This is a genomic window from Streptomyces hiroshimensis (genome assembly GCF_014650335.1).
GTDB classification, from domain to species: Bacteria; Actinomycetota; Actinomycetes; order Streptomycetales; family Streptomycetaceae; genus Streptomyces; species Streptomyces hiroshimensis.
On record NZ_BMUT01000006.1, the window covers coordinates 79,458 to 95,180 of the forward strand.

15 protein-coding genes are annotated in these 15,723 nt (G+C 73.1%); 10 read left to right on the top strand and 5 right to left on the bottom strand.

All coding sequences use genetic code 11. From position 1 onward, the window contains the following. Positions 1 to 17: 17 nt before the first annotated feature. The 5 genes from IE241_RS15375 to IE241_RS15395 all read left to right on the top strand — a co-directional run bounded on the left by IE241_RS15375 (position 18) and on the right by IE241_RS15395 (position 6,424). Complete coding sequence (locus tag IE241_RS15375; protein ID WP_190022295.1) at positions 18 to 992, top strand: ABC transporter ATP-binding protein; 975 nt, start codon at positions 18 to 20, stop codon at positions 990 to 992. Then, entirely contained in the window at positions 989 to 2,056 is a 1,068-nt protein-coding gene (locus tag IE241_RS15380; protein WP_190022296.1) for an ABC-2 membrane transporter-related protein, read from the top strand. The genes IE241_RS15375 and IE241_RS15380 overlap by 4 nt, the downstream gene beginning before the upstream one ends. 108 nt (positions 2,057 to 2,164) lie before the next feature. Then, on the top strand, positions 2,165 to 4,678 hold the full coding sequence (locus IE241_RS15385; RefSeq protein ID WP_373300677.1) for an RNA degradosome polyphosphate kinase: 2,514 nt from the start codon (positions 2,165 to 2,167) through the stop codon (positions 4,676 to 4,678). Positions 4,679 to 4,808: 130 nt separating this feature from the next. Next, complete coding sequence (locus IE241_RS15390; RefSeq protein ID WP_190022297.1) at positions 4,809 to 5,990, top strand: CHAD domain-containing protein; 1,182 nt, start codon at positions 4,809 to 4,811, stop codon at positions 5,988 to 5,990. After that, complete coding sequence (locus IE241_RS15395) at positions 5,987 to 6,424, top strand: NUDIX hydrolase (protein ID WP_190022298.1); 438 nt, start codon at positions 5,987 to 5,989, stop codon at positions 6,422 to 6,424. The genes IE241_RS15390 and IE241_RS15395 overlap by 4 nt, the downstream gene beginning before the upstream one ends. Here the strand turns inward: IE241_RS15395 and IE241_RS15400 are convergent. Further along, positions 6,387 to 7,196, bottom strand: coding sequence for a class I SAM-dependent methyltransferase (locus tag IE241_RS15400; RefSeq protein WP_190022299.1), 810 nt, complete (start codon positions 7,194 to 7,196; stop codon positions 6,387 to 6,389). The two genes, IE241_RS15395 and IE241_RS15400, sit on opposite strands and share 38 nt — an antisense overlap. A 220-nt stretch (positions 7,197 to 7,416) precedes the next feature. Here IE241_RS15400 and mshA point away from each other — a divergent pair, with 220 nt between their 5' ends. Both mshA and IE241_RS15410 read left to right on the top strand, forming a co-directional pair. Beyond that, positions 7,417 to 8,778, top strand: a complete 1,362-nt coding sequence (mshA, locus tag IE241_RS15405) for a D-inositol-3-phosphate glycosyltransferase (protein WP_229899293.1) — start codon at positions 7,417 to 7,419, stop codon at positions 8,776 to 8,778. Continuing rightward, positions 8,771 to 9,286: a type III secretion system chaperone family protein gene (locus IE241_RS15410; protein WP_190022300.1), complete on the top strand. Its 516-nt coding sequence runs from the start codon at positions 8,771 to 8,773 to the stop codon at positions 9,284 to 9,286. Before mshA ends, IE241_RS15410 begins: the two co-directional genes overlap by 8 nt. Positions 9,287 to 9,319: 33 nt before the next feature. Here IE241_RS15410 and IE241_RS15415 read toward each other — a convergent pair whose 3' ends face one another. Beyond that, positions 9,320 to 10,627: an MFS transporter gene (locus IE241_RS15415; RefSeq protein WP_190022301.1), complete on the bottom strand. Its 1,308-nt coding sequence runs from the start codon at positions 10,625 to 10,627 to the stop codon at positions 9,320 to 9,322. Between the two features lie 208 nt (positions 10,628 to 10,835). Between IE241_RS15415 and IE241_RS15420 the strand changes: the two genes are divergently transcribed. After that, a complete protein-coding gene (locus tag IE241_RS15420; RefSeq protein ID WP_190022302.1) occupies positions 10,836 to 11,597 on the top strand; it encodes a phosphoglyceromutase in 762 nt (253 codons plus the stop codon). Positions 11,598 to 11,965: 368 nt separating this feature from the next. Here IE241_RS15420 and IE241_RS34630 read toward each other — a convergent pair whose 3' ends face one another. Next, positions 11,966 to 12,094: a hypothetical protein gene (locus IE241_RS34630; RefSeq protein ID WP_268254398.1), complete on the bottom strand. Its 129-nt coding sequence runs from the start codon at positions 12,092 to 12,094 to the stop codon at positions 11,966 to 11,968. Between the two features lie 268 nt (positions 12,095 to 12,362). Between IE241_RS34630 and IE241_RS15425 the strand changes: the two genes are divergently transcribed. After that, positions 12,363 to 12,782, top strand: a complete 420-nt coding sequence (locus tag IE241_RS15425) for a hypothetical protein (protein ID WP_190022303.1) — start codon at positions 12,363 to 12,365, stop codon at positions 12,780 to 12,782. A 182-nt stretch (positions 12,783 to 12,964) separates the two neighbouring features. Here IE241_RS15425 and IE241_RS15430 read toward each other — a convergent pair whose 3' ends face one another. Further along, positions 12,965 to 13,558, bottom strand: a complete 594-nt coding sequence (locus tag IE241_RS15430; RefSeq protein ID WP_190022304.1) for a hypothetical protein — start codon at positions 13,556 to 13,558, stop codon at positions 12,965 to 12,967. Between the two features lie 181 nt (positions 13,559 to 13,739). Here IE241_RS15430 and IE241_RS15435 point away from each other — a divergent pair, with 181 nt between their 5' ends. Further along, positions 13,740 to 14,558 (top strand): class F sortase, encoded by an 819-nt coding sequence (locus tag IE241_RS15435; protein WP_190022305.1) that lies wholly within the window; start codon positions 13,740 to 13,742, stop codon positions 14,556 to 14,558. Positions 14,559 to 14,920: 362 nt separating this feature from the next. Here IE241_RS15435 and phoU read toward each other — a convergent pair whose 3' ends face one another. Next, positions 14,921 to 15,610 carry a phosphate signaling complex protein PhoU gene (gene phoU, locus IE241_RS15440; RefSeq protein ID WP_190022306.1) on the bottom strand — a complete coding sequence of 230 codons (690 nt, stop codon included), beginning with the start codon at positions 15,608 to 15,610 and terminating at the stop codon, positions 14,921 to 14,923. Positions 15,611 to 15,723: the final 113 nt, after the last annotated feature.

Here is a 15,723-nt window from a genome sequence, read left to right on the forward strand (position 1 = left end):
ACCGAGTGGGGGAGAACATGACCGGCCTTACGTTTCAGCCCGAGCGGACCGCCGTCGAGGCCGTGGGTCTCGGCGCGCGGTACCGGCGCCGCTGGGCGCTGCAGGACTGCTCCTTCCGCCTCCCCGCGGGCCGGGTCTGCGCCCTCGTGGGGCCCAACGGCGCGGGCAAGTCCACGCTGCTGTCGCTCGCCGCGGGGCTGCGCCGCCCGGCCGAGGGCTCGCTCACCGTCTTCGGCGGCCGCCCCGGCGCCGCGGACGTCCGCCCCCGCATCGCCTACCTCTCCCAGGACAAGCCGCTCTACCCCCGGTTCACCATCGCCGACACCCTGCGCATGGGCCGCGAGCTGAACCCGGGCCGCTGGGACCAGGCCGTCGCCGAGCGCACGGTCGCCGACGGCGGCCTGTCGCACGAGGCCCGCATCGGCGATCTCTCCGGCGGCCAGCGCACCCGCGTCGCCCTCGCCCTCGCCTTCGGCAAGCGGCCCGAACTCCTGCTGCTCGACGAGCCGATGGCCGACCTCGACCCCCTCGTGCGGCACGAGATGACGGCCGCCCTCATGGCGCAGGCCGCCGAGCACGCCACCACCGTCGTGATCGCCTCCCACGTCCTCGCCGAACTCGAGGGCGTCTGCGACTACCTGCTGCTGATAGCCGACGGCCGGGTGCGCCTCGCGGGCGAGGTCGAGGACCTGCTCGCCGCGCACTCCGTCCTCGTCGGCCGGCACGAAGGTCCCGGCCTTCCACGGGAGTTCGCCACGCACACCGTCGTGGAGTCCCGCGCCACGGGGCGGCAGCTGACCGCCCTCGTGCGGCCCGACGGCCCGCTCCCCGAGCAGTGGCGGGCCACCGAGCCCTCCCTGGAGGAGCTCCTCCTCGCCCACCTGCGCTCGCCCGGCGCCCCCGCGCTCCTGACCCCCAGCGCGGAGCCGCGCGCGCTCCGCCGCCGGCTGCACGCCCAGGGTGCGTCGCGCCTGCCGGAAGCGGCCGCATGAGCACCACCGCGAGCGTCACCCGCATCACCCCGGGCGGACCCGTCGGACCCGTCGGACCCGTCGGACCCGTAGAGCCCGCAGGACGCCCGCCCCGCAGCCTCGGCATCGCCTGGCTCGTCTGGCGCCAGCACCGCACCACCGCCTGGATCGCCCTCGCCGTCCTCGCCGCCCTCTGCGCCGAGCTCGTGTGGCTGCGCAGCGCCATGACCGGTTACGTCGCGCAGCACGGCCTGGCCGTCCCGTGCCCCGACGGGGACGGATGCGCGGCCCGCCATGCCGCCGTCGACGGCTTCCGGGGCCGCTTCCTCGACGTCATCGGCTACAACGCCCTCCTGCTGGAGTTCCTGCCGTTCCTCGCCGGCCTGTTCGTGGCCGGGCCCGTGGTCGCGCGCGAGCTGGAGAGCGGTACGTACAAGGTGGCGTGGACGCAGTCCGTCTCGCCGCTGCGCTGGTTCGCCGTGAAGCTCGGCCTGCCGGTCCTCGCCCTGGTCGCGGGCGCCTCGCTGCTGTCCGCGGCGTTCACCTGGACCTGGCGGCCCGTGGGGCATCTCGAACAGGGCCGGCTGGTGGACGGCAACCGCTGGTACGAGGCGTTCGACGCGCTCGGGCCCGCGCCCGTCGCGGGCGTGCTGTTCGGCGCCGCGCTCGGGGCGCTCACCGGTCTGCTGGTGCGGCGCGCTCCGGCCGCAATGGCCGCCACGGTCGCCGTGTGCGCGGTGCTGTACTGGCCGCTGACCGCCGTCCGCCCGTATCTGGCGGACCCGGTCACGCAGACCCGCCCGGCGTCGGCCGACTATCCCCCTGCGCTCTCCGGCAGCGATTCCTGGCGCTACGAGCGCGGGATGACCACCCCGTCGGGCGGGCGCCTGCCCGATGCACGCTGCATCGAGGCCTCTTCGATCCAGCACTGCGTCACCGGGCACGGAGCGGACGGCTGGTACCTCGACTACCACCCGGCCGCGCACTTCCAGCGCCTGGAGTGGGCCGAGGCGGGGCTCGTGACGGCCGCGGCGGCCGTCCTCGCCGGGGGCGCGGTGTGGCGGCTGCGGCGCCTCTGCCCCTGAGGGAGGGCCTCTGTCCCTGAGGGGAGAGCCTGTGCCCCTGACGGACAGGACGCCCACACGCCATGTGGGCTTCACCCGTGATTCAACCGCGGTTGCGAGCCTTGCGGAATGCAGCCCGCTGTGCCCCCCGTACCCGCTCGAAGGCTCCGCGCCGCCCCCGCCGCGCCCTCCTTCGACGCGCCCGGCCCGCCCCCGGCGCGGCACCATGGGAACATGACCCAGTCGTCCAGCGCACAGGCCCATGACCAGCCGCACGGCGACCGCGACGAGCGCAGCGAGCGCGACGCGCGCAGCGACCTGAACGGCCGCAACGGCCGCAGCGACCGCTTCGGCGAGGGATACGGCAACCCGCAGCCCTCCGTCGGGTCCATCGCCGCGCACCGGCCCTTCGCCGTGGCCTCCCCCGCCGCCTCGCCCGGCCTGGAGCCCGACCTGGACGCCGACCTCGGCCCGTACGCGCACGGCGGATACGACCACGACGCGTACGGCCACGGCCCGGCCTACGCCCCCGGCCACGACGACGCCGACGACGACCCCTACGGCGACGGGCCGCTCCCGCAGGGCCGCTTCCTGGACCGCGAGCGCAGCTGGCTGGCCTTCAACGAGCGCGTCCTGGAGCTGGCCGAGGACCCGGCGACGCCCCTGCTGGAGCGCGCGAACTTCCTCGCGATCTTCGCGAGCAACCTGGACGAGTTCTTCATGGTCCGCGTGGCCGGCCTCAAGCGCCGCATCGCCACCGGCGTCGCCACCCGCTCCGCCTCCGGCCTGCAGCCCCGCGAGGTGCTGGAGCTGATCTGGACCCGCTCCCGCGAGCTCATGGCCCGGCACGCCGCCTGCTACCAGCAGGACGTCGCCCCCGAGCTCGCCGAGAAGGGCATCCACCTCATCCGCTGGCACGAGCTGACCGACAAGGAGCAGGGCCGCCTCTTCACCCTCTTCCGGCAGCAGATCTTCCCCGTGCTGACGCCGCTGGCCGTCGACCCCGCGCACCCGTTCCCGTACATCTCGGGGCTCTCCCTCAACCTCGCCGTGGTCGTCCGCAACCCCGTGAGCGGGCACGACCACTTCGCCCGGGTGAAGGTCCCGCCGATCCTCTCCCGCTTCCTGGAGGCCTCCCCGCAGCGCTACGTCCCCCTGGAGGACGTCATCGCCGCGCACCTGGAGGAGCTCTTCCCCGGCATGGAGGTGCTCGCGCACCACATGTTCCGCGTGACGCGCAACGAGGACCTGGAGGTCGAGGAGGACGACGCGGAGAACCTGCTGCAGGCGCTGGAGAAGGAGCTCATGCGCCGCCGCTTCGGCCCGCCCGTGCGGCTGGAGGTCGAGGAGACCATCGACCCGTACGTGCTCGACCTCCTCGTCCGCGAGCTGAAGATCTCCGACGCCGAGGTCTATCCGCTGCCCGGCCCGCTCGACCTCACCGCGCTCTTCCGCATCGCCGCCCTCGACCGGCCCGAGCTCAAGTACCCCAAGTTCGTGGCGGGCACGCACCGTGACCTCGCCGAGGTCGAGTCGGCGTCCGCGCCCGACATCTTCGCCGCCCTGCGCGAGCGCGACGTCCTGCTGCACCACCCGTACGACTCGTTCTCCACCTCCGTGCAGGCGTTCCTGGAGCAGGCGGCGACCGACCCCGACGTCCTCGCCATCAAGCAGACCCTCTACCGGACCTCCGGCGAGGACTCGCCCATCGTCGACGCCCTGATAGACGCGGCCGAGTCGGGCAAGCAGGTGCTCGTCCTCGTCGAGATCAAGGCGCGCTTCGACGAGCAGGCCAACATCAAGTGGGCGCGCAAGCTGGAGGAGGCGGGCTGCCACGTCGTCTACGGCCTGGTGGGCCTCAAGACGCACTGCAAGCTCTCCCTGGTCGTCCGCCAGGAGGGCGACACCCTGCGCCGCTACTCGCACGTCGGCACCGGCAACTACCACCCCAAGACCGCGCGGCTGTACGAGGACCTCGGGCTGCTCACCGCCGACCCGCAGGTCGGCGCCGACCTCTCCGACCTCTTCAACCGGCTCTCCGGCTACTCGCGCCGCGAGACCTACCGGCGCCTGCTCGTCGCCCCCAGATCCCTGCGGGACGGGCTCGTCGCCCGCATCGCCAAGGAGGTCGCGCACCACCGCGCCGGGCGGCCCGCGTCCATCCGCGTCAAGGTCAATTCGATGGTCGACGAGACGGTCATCGACGCCCTGTACCACGCCGCCCGCGCCGGGGTACCGGTCGACGTGTGGGTGCGCGGCATCTGCGCGCTGCGGCCCGGCGTGCCCGGGCTCTCCGAGAACATCCGCGTCCGCAGCGTCCTCGGCCGCTTCCTGGAGCACTCGCGGGTGTTCGCCTTCGGCAACGGCGGCGAGCCCGAGGTGTGGCTCGGCAGCGCCGACATGATGCACCGCAACCTCGACCGGCGTATCGAGACCCTCGTGCGCGTCACCGACCCCGCGCACCGGGCCTCCCTCAGCCGGCTGCTCGAAGCCGGCATGTCCGACTCCACCGCCTCCTGGCACCTCGGCCCGGACGGCGGCTGGACGCGGCACGCGACCGACGCCGACGGCCAGCCGCTGCGGAACGTCCAGGAGATGCTCATAGACGCCCGGAGGCGCCGGCGTGGCTCACCGACCTCATGACCCGGCGCTCACGGACGATGATGCGCTTGCCGCGCTTGCCCCGCCTGCGGGCACTGCCGCACTCACCGGCACTGCCGCGCCTGCGGGCACTGCCGCGCTTACGAACACCGCCGCCGGGGGGCAGGACACGATGACGACGAAGTACCCGGCCGTGCGCACCGCCGCCGGCGGCCCTGCCGGCCCGTCCGGCGCCGGCCCGTCCGGCCCCGCCGGCACGGCGACCGCCGGCGACGTCCTGGCCGGCTACCTGCAGGCCCAGGCCGTCGACTTCCTGCGCAGCCTGCGGCTGCACGGCGAGAGCGGCGCCGACGCCGACGAGGCGGGAGAGGCGGCGCGCCTGCTGCGCCGGTCCGCCCGGCGCATCGCCGGGGCCCTGTACGTCTACCGCCCGCTGACGGACACCGACTGGACCGACCAGCTCCGTACGGAGCTCGTGTGGCTGTCGGACGTGCTGGGGCGCGAGCACGCCTACGCGGCGCGGCTCGCCCGGCTGCGGGGGGCGCTGCACCGGCTCTCCGGTGCCTCCGGCGGGTCCGGTGGCTCCGGTGCGGAAGCGCCCGGCGGCGGGCTGACGGTCGGGGCGGCCCGTGCCGGAGCCCTCCTGGAGCGGCAGCTGACGCTGGCGCGGACGCGCGCCCACTCCGCGGCGCTCCAGGCGCTCGGGACCTCGCGCTTCCACGCCGTCGCCGACGCCGCGGCCCTGCTCGCCTCCGAGGTGCCCCTCGACCCCGGGGCGCGCAGCCTCCTCGCCCGCGAGGCCCTGCCCCGCCTCGCCGAACAGGCGCAGCGCCGGCTGACCGAGGCGGCGGAGGCGCTGCCGCTGGCCGCCGCAGGGCACCCGTACAACGCCGAGGCCCTCGCCCACGGCCTCGCCGCCGCCTCCGCGCCCGACGGCCCGCCCGCCGAGGGGCGGCAGGACGCGCCCTGGCACCAGGTGCGGCGGCTCGTGCGGCTGCGGCGGTACGCACAGGAGGTGCTCGACGAGCACGAGCAGACCGAGGTCGAGCCGTCCCTGTCCGTCCGCCTCCTCGGCGCCGGCCAGGCCCTCGACCGCCACCGCGACGCCGCCGAGGCCGCCGCAGCCGCCGCCGCGGCCGCCCGCACCCCCCGCATCGCCCCGGCCACCGCGTACGCCCTCGGCATCCTCCACGCCGACCAGCGCCACGAGGTCGAGGCGTCCCGCTTCGCGTTCGGCCGGATCTGGCAGCGGGTGGCGGCGGTGACGGCGGTGACGGCGGGGACTGTGGGCTCGGCAGGGACGGCAGGGACGGCAGGGGCGGTGGGGACTGTGGGCAAGGCGGGGGCGTCGTGACGGCGGAGGCGCCGCTGCGCGCGGCGGGCTGCGTGCTGTGGCGGCGGGGGCGGGACGGGACGCTGGAGATCGCCCTGGTTCATCGTCCTAAATATGGCGATTGGTCTCATCCGAAAGGCAAGCTCAAGCGGGGCGAGGACGCCCTGGGCGGCGCGGTGCGCGAGGTCCGCGAGGAGACGGGCATGGAGTGCGAGCCGGGCGGGGTCCTGCCCACCGCCCGCTACGCCGTCGACGGCCGCCCCAAGGAGGTCCGCTACTGGGCGGCCCGCGCCACGGAGGGCACGTTCGTGCCGAGCAGGGAGGTGGACCGGGTGGTGTGGCTGCCGCCCGGGGAGGCGAGGAAACGTTTGACGGAGGAGAGGGACAGGGAACTGCTGGACGCGCTGCTGGCGATGATCAGCTCGCCGGAGCCAGGGCCTCCCAGCGCACCGTGACCTCGCCCTGCCGCCACCGCCGCGGCCCGTCCGTCACCGGCCAGTCGGCGCGCAACGTGGAAACCGTACGGATCCACCGCTGCCGGGCGCCGAGCGACGCGTATGGCGCCGCAGCGGCCCAGGCCCGGTCGAAGTCGCGCAGAAACGCATGCACCGGCTCGCCCGGGACATTGCGGTGGATGAGCGCCTTGGGCAGGCGTTCGGCCAGGTCGGAGGGGGTGGCCAGGGAGCCGAGGCGGGTGGCGAAGGTGACCGTGCGGGGGCCCTCGGGGCCGAGTGCGACCCACACGTGCCGCCGCCCGATCTCGTCGCAGGTGCCCTCCACGAGCAGCCCGTCCGGCGCGAGCCGCGCGCACAGCCGGGCCCAGACGGCGGCGACCTCGCCCTCGTCGTACTGGCGCAGCACGTTCGCGGCGCGGATGAGCGCCGGCCGCCGCCCGCCGCCGAGCGGCACCTCGAAGCCGCCGTGCCGGAAGGACAGGCCCTCGCGCGCGTACGGCTCGGCCGCGGCCACGCGCGCGGGCTCGATCTCCACCCCCACGACCTCGGCGTCGGCCCGTACGGTGCGCAGCCGCGCGAGCAGCTCGACCGCGGTCCACGGGGCGGCGCCGTAGCCGAGGTCGACGGCGACGGGGTCGGCGCTGCGGCGCAGCGCGGGCCCGTGGGCGTCGGCGATCCAGCGGTCCATACGGCGCAGCCGGTTCGGATTGGTCGTACCCCGGGTCACCGCACCGACGGGACGGCTGGGCGGAGAAGGGGTGCGAGCGGCCATGCCTTCGAGCGTAAGCGCTGCTCAGCGCGGTCCGTGCCGCGCTCGGGGAGGGCGGGGCGAGGGTTGGGTCACTCTTTGGCAAAGCGGAAATGCGATTGTGTGTCCGCGGTGTTGCACCGTTGACAAGGTGACGCCCCCCACATGCACAACCCCCACACGCACGCCCCACGCAAGCCCCACCCGCACGCCCCACACCTCACGCTGACGGAGGACACGCACGGTGAGCCAGTACGCATCCAGGCTCGGCGCCCGCCGCGGCCGCGCGCTCGGCACCCTCGCAGGCACCCCCCTCCGGCGCCTCGGCGCCCCCCGCAAGCCCCGCCGCATCGCGATGCTCAGCGTTCACACCTCGCCGCTCCACCAGCCCGGTACCGGCGACGCGGGCGGCATGAACGTCTACATCGTGGAGCTGGCCAAGCGGCTCGCCGCGATCAACATCGAGGTCGAGATCTTCACCCGCGCCACCACCGGCGCCCTCCCGCCCGCCGTCGAGCTGGCCCCCGGCGTGCTGGTCCGCCACATCGACGCGGGCCCGTACGAGGGTCTGGCCAAGGAGGAGCTGCCGGCGCAGCTGTGCGCCTTCACGCACGGCGTGATGCAGGCGTGGGCGGGCCACCGGCCCGGTCACTACGACCTCGTCCACTCCCACTACTGGCTCTCCGGCCACGTCGGCTGGCTCGCCGCCGAGCGCTGGGGCGTCCCCCTCGTCCACGCCATGCACACCATGGCCAAGGTCAAGAACGCGGCGCTCGCCGCAGGCGACACCCCCGAGCCGGACACCCGCGTCATCGGCGAGACCCAGATCGTCCGCGCCGCCGACCGCCTGATCGCCAACACCGACGGCGAGGCCGCCGAGCTCGTCCACCACTACGACGCCGACCCCGGCAAGGTCGCCGTCGTCCACCCCGGTGTCAACCTCGACCGCTTCACCCCCGGCGACTCCCGCGCCGCGGCCCGCGAGCGGCTCGGCCTGCCCGCCGACGCCCTCGTCCCGCTCTTCGCGGGCCGCATCCAGCCGCTCAAGGCCCCCGACATCCTGCTGCGCGCGGTCGCCGTCCTCCTCGGCGAGCGGCCCGAGCTGCGTACGCGCATCGTGGTGCCGGTCGTCGGCGGGCCCAGCGGCAGCGGCCTCGCCAAGCCCGAGGGGCTGCAGAAGCTCGCCGCCCGGCTCGGCATCGCCGACGTCGTCCGCTTCCGCCCTCCGGTCGGCCAGGAGCAGCTCGCCGACTGGTACCGGGCTGCGTCCGTGCTGGTCATGCCGTCGTACAGCGAGTCCTTCGGCCTGGTCGCCGCCGAGGCCCAGGCCTGCGCCACGCCGGTGGTCGCGGCGGCCGTCGGCGGCCTGCCCGTGGCCGTGCGCGACGGCGAGAGCGGCTTCCTCGTCGAGGGACACGACCCGGCCGACTACGCCGCCGCGCTGGGCCGCTTCGCCGACGACCCCTCCCTCGCGGAGCGGATGGGCGCGGCGGCGGCCCGCCACGCCCGGCACTTCGGCTGGGGCACGGCCGCGGCCGCCACCGCCGAGGTGTACACCGAAGCGATCACCGAGCGGCGGCGTCGCCTACGCTCGTCGCATGGCTGACGCGAAAACCGTCCTCGAACAGACGTTCAGTGAAGCCGGGCTCGAGTGGGAGAGCCCGGCCGACGGCACCTACGTGGTGAAGCTGCCGGGCACCCGCAAGCTGTCCACGACCGTGTCCCTGGTCGTCGGCAAGCACTCGCTGTCCGTCAACGCCTTCGTCGTGCGCCGGCCCGACGAGAACCACGAGGCGGTGCACCGCTGGCTGCTGGAGCGCAACACCCGGCTGTACGGGCTGGGTTACGCGCTCGACCGGCTGGGTGACGTCTACCTCGTCGGCCGGCTGCCGCTGGCCGCCGTGACCCCGGACGAGGTCGACCGGCTCCTCGGCACGGTCCTGGAGAACGCCGACGGCAGCTTCAACACCCTGCTGGAGATGGGGTTCGCGAGCGCCATCCGCAAGGAGTACGCGTGGCGCACCTCGCGCGGGGAGTCGACGCGGAACCTGGAGGCGTTCGCCCGGCTGACGGCGGATCAGCCCGACGGCGAGGGCGAAGCCGGCGGGTCGTGACCGCCGTGACCGCCGTGACCGCCCGGTGAGGGCCTAGGCGGGCGACCTCGCCGGTTCCGGGGCCGCTTCCGGAGACGCTTCCTGGGCCACTTCCGGGGCCGGTTCCGGAGACGCCTCCGGCGCGGGATCCGTCGCCGTCGCCGGAACCCTGCTCATGAGCAGCCAGTAGCCGACGGCCGTGAAGGTGCCCACCACGGCGCAGCCCGCCCACAGCGCGTCCGCGCCGAACCGGTCGATGACCGTACCGCCCGCCACGGGCGCCACCAACGACGCCGTCGCCCACGACAGGGTGTACATGCCCTGGTAGCGGCCGCGGCCGTGCGTGGGGGAGAGCCGGGCGACCAGGCCCATCTGGATGGGCGAGTTGATGATCTCCGCCAGCGTCCACACGCACACGGTCAGCATGTAGACCGCGAGCGAGCCGGCGAAGGCGGTGAGCCCGAACCCGTAGCCGCCGAGGAGGGCCGCGAGGACCAGCAGCAGCCGCGGGTCCCGGTGCTCCAGGAAGCGGGTGACCGGGATCTGCACGGCGACGATCAGGACGCCGTTGACGGCGATGGCCATGCCGTAGTCCCTGGTGGAGAACCCGCCGTCCGCCATGGCCACCGGCAGGGCGACCTGGGACTGCAGGAACACCACGGCGAGGAGGAAGGACAGGCCGACCACGGCCATGTAGCGGCCGTCGCGCAGCACGGTGCCCATGCTGACCGTCGGCTCGTCGCCCTTGGCTGCGGCCGCATCCGCGTCCGGCCGCGACTCGGGCAGCTTCACGAAGACCAGGATCGCGCACGCCAGCGTCATGACGGCCTCGCCCAGGAAGCCGATCAGATAGCTGTACTCGGCGACGAAGCCCGCCGCGACCGACGAGATCGCGAAGCCGAGGTTGATCGCCCAGTAGTTCAGGGCGAAGGCCCGCACCCGGTCCTCGGGCGCCACGATGTCCGCCATCATCGCCTGCACCGCGGGCCGGGAGGCGTTGCTCGCCATGCCGACCAGGAACGCGACGACGGAGATCGCCACGGGGTCGGTCATAAAGCCCAGCACGGCCACGGACACCGCGGTCGAGGTCTGCGCGATCAGGAGCGTGGGCCTGCGCCCCAGCCGGTCGGTCATCACCCCGGCGCCGATCGACGAGATGACGCTGCCGAGGCCGAGGAGGGCGCCGACGAGCCCCGCGAACGAGGCCGAGTGCCCCTGGTCGGCCGTGAGGAACATGGCCAGGAAGATGGAGACGAAGGCCCCCAGCCGGTTGACGAGAGTGGAGGCCCACAGCCACCAGAACGCCCGGGGCAGGCCCGAGACACTCTCCTTCGCGGCTCGTCTGACGCTCGCGACGGACATTCCGGATCCCCCCGATGTGTAAGTGCCGAACTCAGTAAGCGCAAGTTACACACAGGGGTGGCCGGCAGGCCATCGGATTGCCGCCCACCGTCAATCCACCGTCGGTCCACCGCCGATCCACCGTCGGTCGGCGCCCTCCGGAGCAGCGCGCGACGCCCTCCCGGGCAGCGCGCACGGCACGCCCACGCGGTCGATTACGCTCATGGGCATGGCCGACGCACCGTACAAGCTGATCCTCCTCCGCCACGGCGAGAGCGAGTGGAATGCGAAGAACCTGTTCACCGGATGGGTGGACGTCAACCTGAACGAGAAGGGCGAGAAGGAGGCGGTCCGGGGCGGCGAGCTGCTCAAGGACGCCGGTCTGCTCCCCGACGTGGTCCACACCTCCCTGCAGAAGCGCGCCATCCGCACCGCGCAGCTCGCCCTGGAGTCCGCCGACCGCCACTGGATTCCGGTTCACCGCTCCTGGCGGCTGAACGAGCGCCACTACGGCGCCCTCCAGGGCAAGGACAAGGCCCAGACCCTCGCCGAGTTCGGCGAGGAGCAGTTCATGCTCTGGCGCCGTTCCTACGACACCCCGCCGCCCGCCCTAGAGGACGGCACCGAGTTCTCCCAGAGCGAGGACCCGCGCTACGCCTCCATCCCGCCGGAGCTGCGCCCGCGCACCGAGTGCCTCAAGGACGTCGTCGTCCGCATGCTGCCGTACTGGTACGACGGCATCGTCCCGGACCTGCTGGCCGGCCGTACGGTCCTGGTCGCCGCGCACGGCAACTCGCTCCGCGCGCTGGTCAAGCACCTGGACGGGATCTCCGACGCGGACATCGCGGGCCTGAACATCCCCACCGGCATCCCGCTCTCCTACGAGCTCGACGCCGACTTCCGCCCGCTCAACCCCGGCGGCACCTACCTCGACCCGGAGGCCGCCAAGGCCGCCATCGAGGCCGTGAAGAACCAGGGCAAGAAGAAGTAACCCATCCGGATCAGGCCCGCGATCAGCATTTTTCCGCTGATGGCGGGCCTGAGCCGTGCATCTGGGCCGCGGTAGGCGGGAGCCGCACGAGTCTTCCCTCGGGCTTCGCGCCATGCTTCGCCACCCGGAACCTGTACCCGCCAGGGTGTCGCCACCCCTGGGGCCAAGTCGATAATTGAGCACGTCCGAAAGGTTCTTTGCTCCTGCCGGATGCCGCACGCGTATGCGGCCCGGGCTCTGGAGGCCACCAGAGCCCGGGCCGGGTGTGCGGGGCGTCGAGGCGGGTCCGGCCGATCATGTGCCGGTCGGGCCCGCTTCACGCGAGCCACGGCCTTGCCGTCCGGGCCTTACCTTCACCCCCGTCCGCGCTACCGCGCGAACTGCGCCACGCACCCTGCGATCGCGGAGACCGCACCGAACACGGCGATGATCACCTGTGCTCGGGTGGCCGGGTCGAGCCGCTTGCGCTTGCCCGAATCCATGGTCCGCTTCCGCATGTTCACCTCCCCTCCGGAGCAGCGCCCGGTTACCGGGCAAGCCCAGCGCTACATGCTGGGACGGCGTTGGCCATCGTGGGAGTTTGAACGGATCAACCCAACACCCGTTCATCCGTGGCAGACCATCTAGCGCCCCCTGGCGAATCCTGGCGAAAACATCGCGGACCTGCGTGCACGGCAGTTCGGTGAACGTGGGGGCGGGGGGCTTGTCGCGCTGAGCCCTCGGTGCTGGGCCCTTGGCACTGGGCCCTTGATCTAGCCTCTGGGTATGCGTATCGACGAGATCTCTTCCTGGCTTGACGGGCGGCACGGCGCGTGTGCGGGGTCCGTGGCCCTCTCGGGTGAGTTCGATGCGTACCTCTGCACGCTTCCGTGGGCGGGGTCGGGCATCGACTGGCGGGAGATCCCGCACCGCTCGCTCGCGCTGGAGGGGGTCTCCGACGACGCGGCGGTGGAGTGGGCCCGGCAGACGCCCATGGCCCTGCACGATCACGTGCTGCTGATCGACTCGGCTTCCGAGCCGGGAGTGGTGTGCCGCTTCGAGGACGCCGTGCGGGATTTCGAGCTGCTCTCCCACCGCCCGGAGCTGTACATGTGCGGTGCGGACCTCGTGGACGGCGAGGTGCGGCCGGCCTTCGACCGCTTCGTCGAGCGGCGGTTCTTCATGACGCTCAACGCCCGGCTCTGACTCCCGCTGACTCCGTAGGCCGCTGCCCGCCGCCCCCTGCCCCGCGCGAAAGCGCTGGTGGGGGGCTTCTCGTTGTGGCGAACGGGTCATGTGGTCACCGAATGGAGCAAGTCGGCCACGGTGCGGATGCGGCCCACGGGTCTTCAGGTGAGCCTCGAAAGCAAGGAGGTAACACCATGCATTCAATCCGCTCCGCCATATGCGGTGCAGCCACCGTCGTCGCCGTCGTCGCGGCCCCCGTCGCCCCGGCCTACGCCTTCGGGGGCAGCATCGCCCCGACGGTCGGCGAGGCGGCCGGCTCGGTCCCCAACACGGACGGCCCCGGCCACGGCCGTCACAACGACCGTGACGACTGCGACGACGACCACGGTCACGGCCACGGTCGTCATGACGACCACGGCCACGGTGACCACGGTCGCCACGACGACCACGGGCGTCACGACGACCGCGACGACTGCGACGACGACCACGGTCACGGCCGTCACGACCACGACGGCCGTCACGACCGTGACGACTGCGACGACGACCACGGCCGCGGTGACCACGGGCGTCACGACGATGGCTGGGGCGACCACGACGGGCGTCACGACGACCACGGCCGGGGTGACCACCACGGTGACCACGACCACGGCCGCGGTGACCACGGGCGTCACGACGACCACGGCCGGGGTGACCACCACGGTGACCACGACCACGGCCGCGGTGACCACGGTCGCCACGACGACCACGGCCGGGATGACCACGGCCGCGGTGACCACGACCACGGTCGCCCGCACCACTCCTCCCACGCGGGTGGTGGCGCCACGGCGCTCGCGTCGTCCACGGAGCCGACGGCTGCCGAGGCCCCGGTGCTCATCCTGGCCGGTACCGCGACCGCAGGTCTCATCGGCGGCATGATCTGGTACCGCCGCCGCGCCACCGGCGCCGTCAAGCAGTGACGGGGAGCGAACGGGCGTCATGTCAGAAGCGCGTGCAGGTGGCCGTAACCGCCTGCTGACAAGGGTGGCCTGGGCGGCCTTGCTGCTCGCCCTGTGCCTGGCCGGCGGCGGTGCTGCCGACGAGCCGGAGCCCCAGGCACCGAGCCACAGGGGCATCGCGGCCAAGAGCCACCCTCACGCGCCCGGTCTGCCTCCGGTACACGAAGCGTTGCCGGAGGCAGGCCCTCAGACCCTGCAGATCAAGGTCCTGGGGCTCAAGGCCCCCGTCGAGAGCCACGGCCTCGACAAGCTCGGGGGCGTCGAACTGCCCCCGTACGAGCGGGCCGACGCCGTCGCCTGGTACAAGGACGGCCCCTCGCCGGGCAGCGAAGGCGCCGCCGTCATCGTCGGCCACGTCGACACCGAGAAGGCCCCGGCCGTCTTCGCCGGGCTCAGCGTCCTCAAGCGCGGCGCGAAGATCCAGGTCACCCGGACGGACGGCATCGTCGCCGAGTTCACCGTCGAGGACATCTCCGTCGTGCCCAACGAGCCCTTCGACGCCGACAAGGTCTACGGGCCGGTCGACGACGACCGCCCTGAACTGCGCCTGATCACCTGCGGCGGGGACTACGACCGCAACAAGCACCTCTACAGCGCCAACATCGTCGTCACCTCGTATCTGACCGGCGCAACGCAGCCCCAGCAGCCCCAGCAGACGCCGCAGCCTCAGCAACAGCAGCCGCAGCCTCCGGCGCAGAAACCGGTCCCCGCATCACCGGCCGCACCGGTGACCCCGGCCCCCTCCGGCCCCGGCGGCGACACGGACGAGACCGACGCCGACCCCGAAGAAGCCGAGTGAACCGAGAAGACCCCCGGCCGGAGCACCGGCCGGGGGTCCGTCCCGTGAGTGACGTGCATCCGAGCTAGCTGCAGCTGCCGCCGCACTGGCACGAGCCGCCGTTCTGGCAGCCGCATGAACAGCCGGGGCCGCACTGGCAGCCGTTCTGGGGCTGTGCGGGAGGGGTCTGGGTCATGTGTGGGTACCTCCTCGAAGGGTGGTTGCCTGCCCCCAGTCAAGAACCGCCCTTTGCGTCCGTCAATGCCCCTCGCGTACGTATGTACGGGCGCATCGAGGGCGCGTAGAAGCACACGGACCAGGCCGCACGCCCTCTTGAACGAGAACGCGCCCTCGTCCCGTACCCCGGACCCGGGCGCCCCCGCTCAGGCGTCCCCGTCCCCGCCCGACCGGCCCTCGCCCTGCGTCAGATCGTCCGCGTGCTCGCCCGTGACCAGGTAGACCACCCGCTTCGCGACCGAGACCGCGTGGTCCGCGAACCGCTCGTAGTAGCGGCCCAGCAGCGTCACGTCGACGGCCGTCTCGATGCCGTGCTTCCAACGGTCGTCCATCAGGTGCTGGAAGAGCGCGCGGTGCAGCAGGTCCATCGCGTCGTCGTCCTGCTCCAGCTGCAGCGCCAGGTCGACGTCCTTGGTGATGATCACCTCGCCGGCCTTGGCCATCAGCCGCTGCGCCAGCTGGCCCATCTCCAGGATCGTGGCGTGCAGGTCGCGCGGCACCGCCGTGTCCGGGAAGCGCAGCCGCGCCAGCTTGGCCACGTGCTGGGCCAGGTCGCCCGAGCGCTCCAGGTCGGCGCTCATGCGCAGCGAGGTGACCACGATCCGCAGATCGGTGGCGACCGGCTGCTGCCGCGCGAGCAGGGCGACGGCCCGCTCCTCCAGGTCCCGCTGGAGGTCGTCCACCTTGGCGTCCGCCGCGATCACGGACTCCGCGAGCTTGAGGTCCGCGTCCAGGATCGCCGTGGTGGCGCGCCCGATCGCGGACCCGACGAGCCGGGCCATCTCCACCAGGCCCTCGCCGATCGAATCCAGCTCCTCGTGGTACGCGTCCCGCATTGCCTGACCTTCTCTCTGCCGAGTGAAACAGTGGGCCAAAGCCGTGTGGCCGCCCACGTTCCCACGTTCTGGCCGGAACGCGACGCCCGCGGCGCCCTGGAGTGAACCGGTGC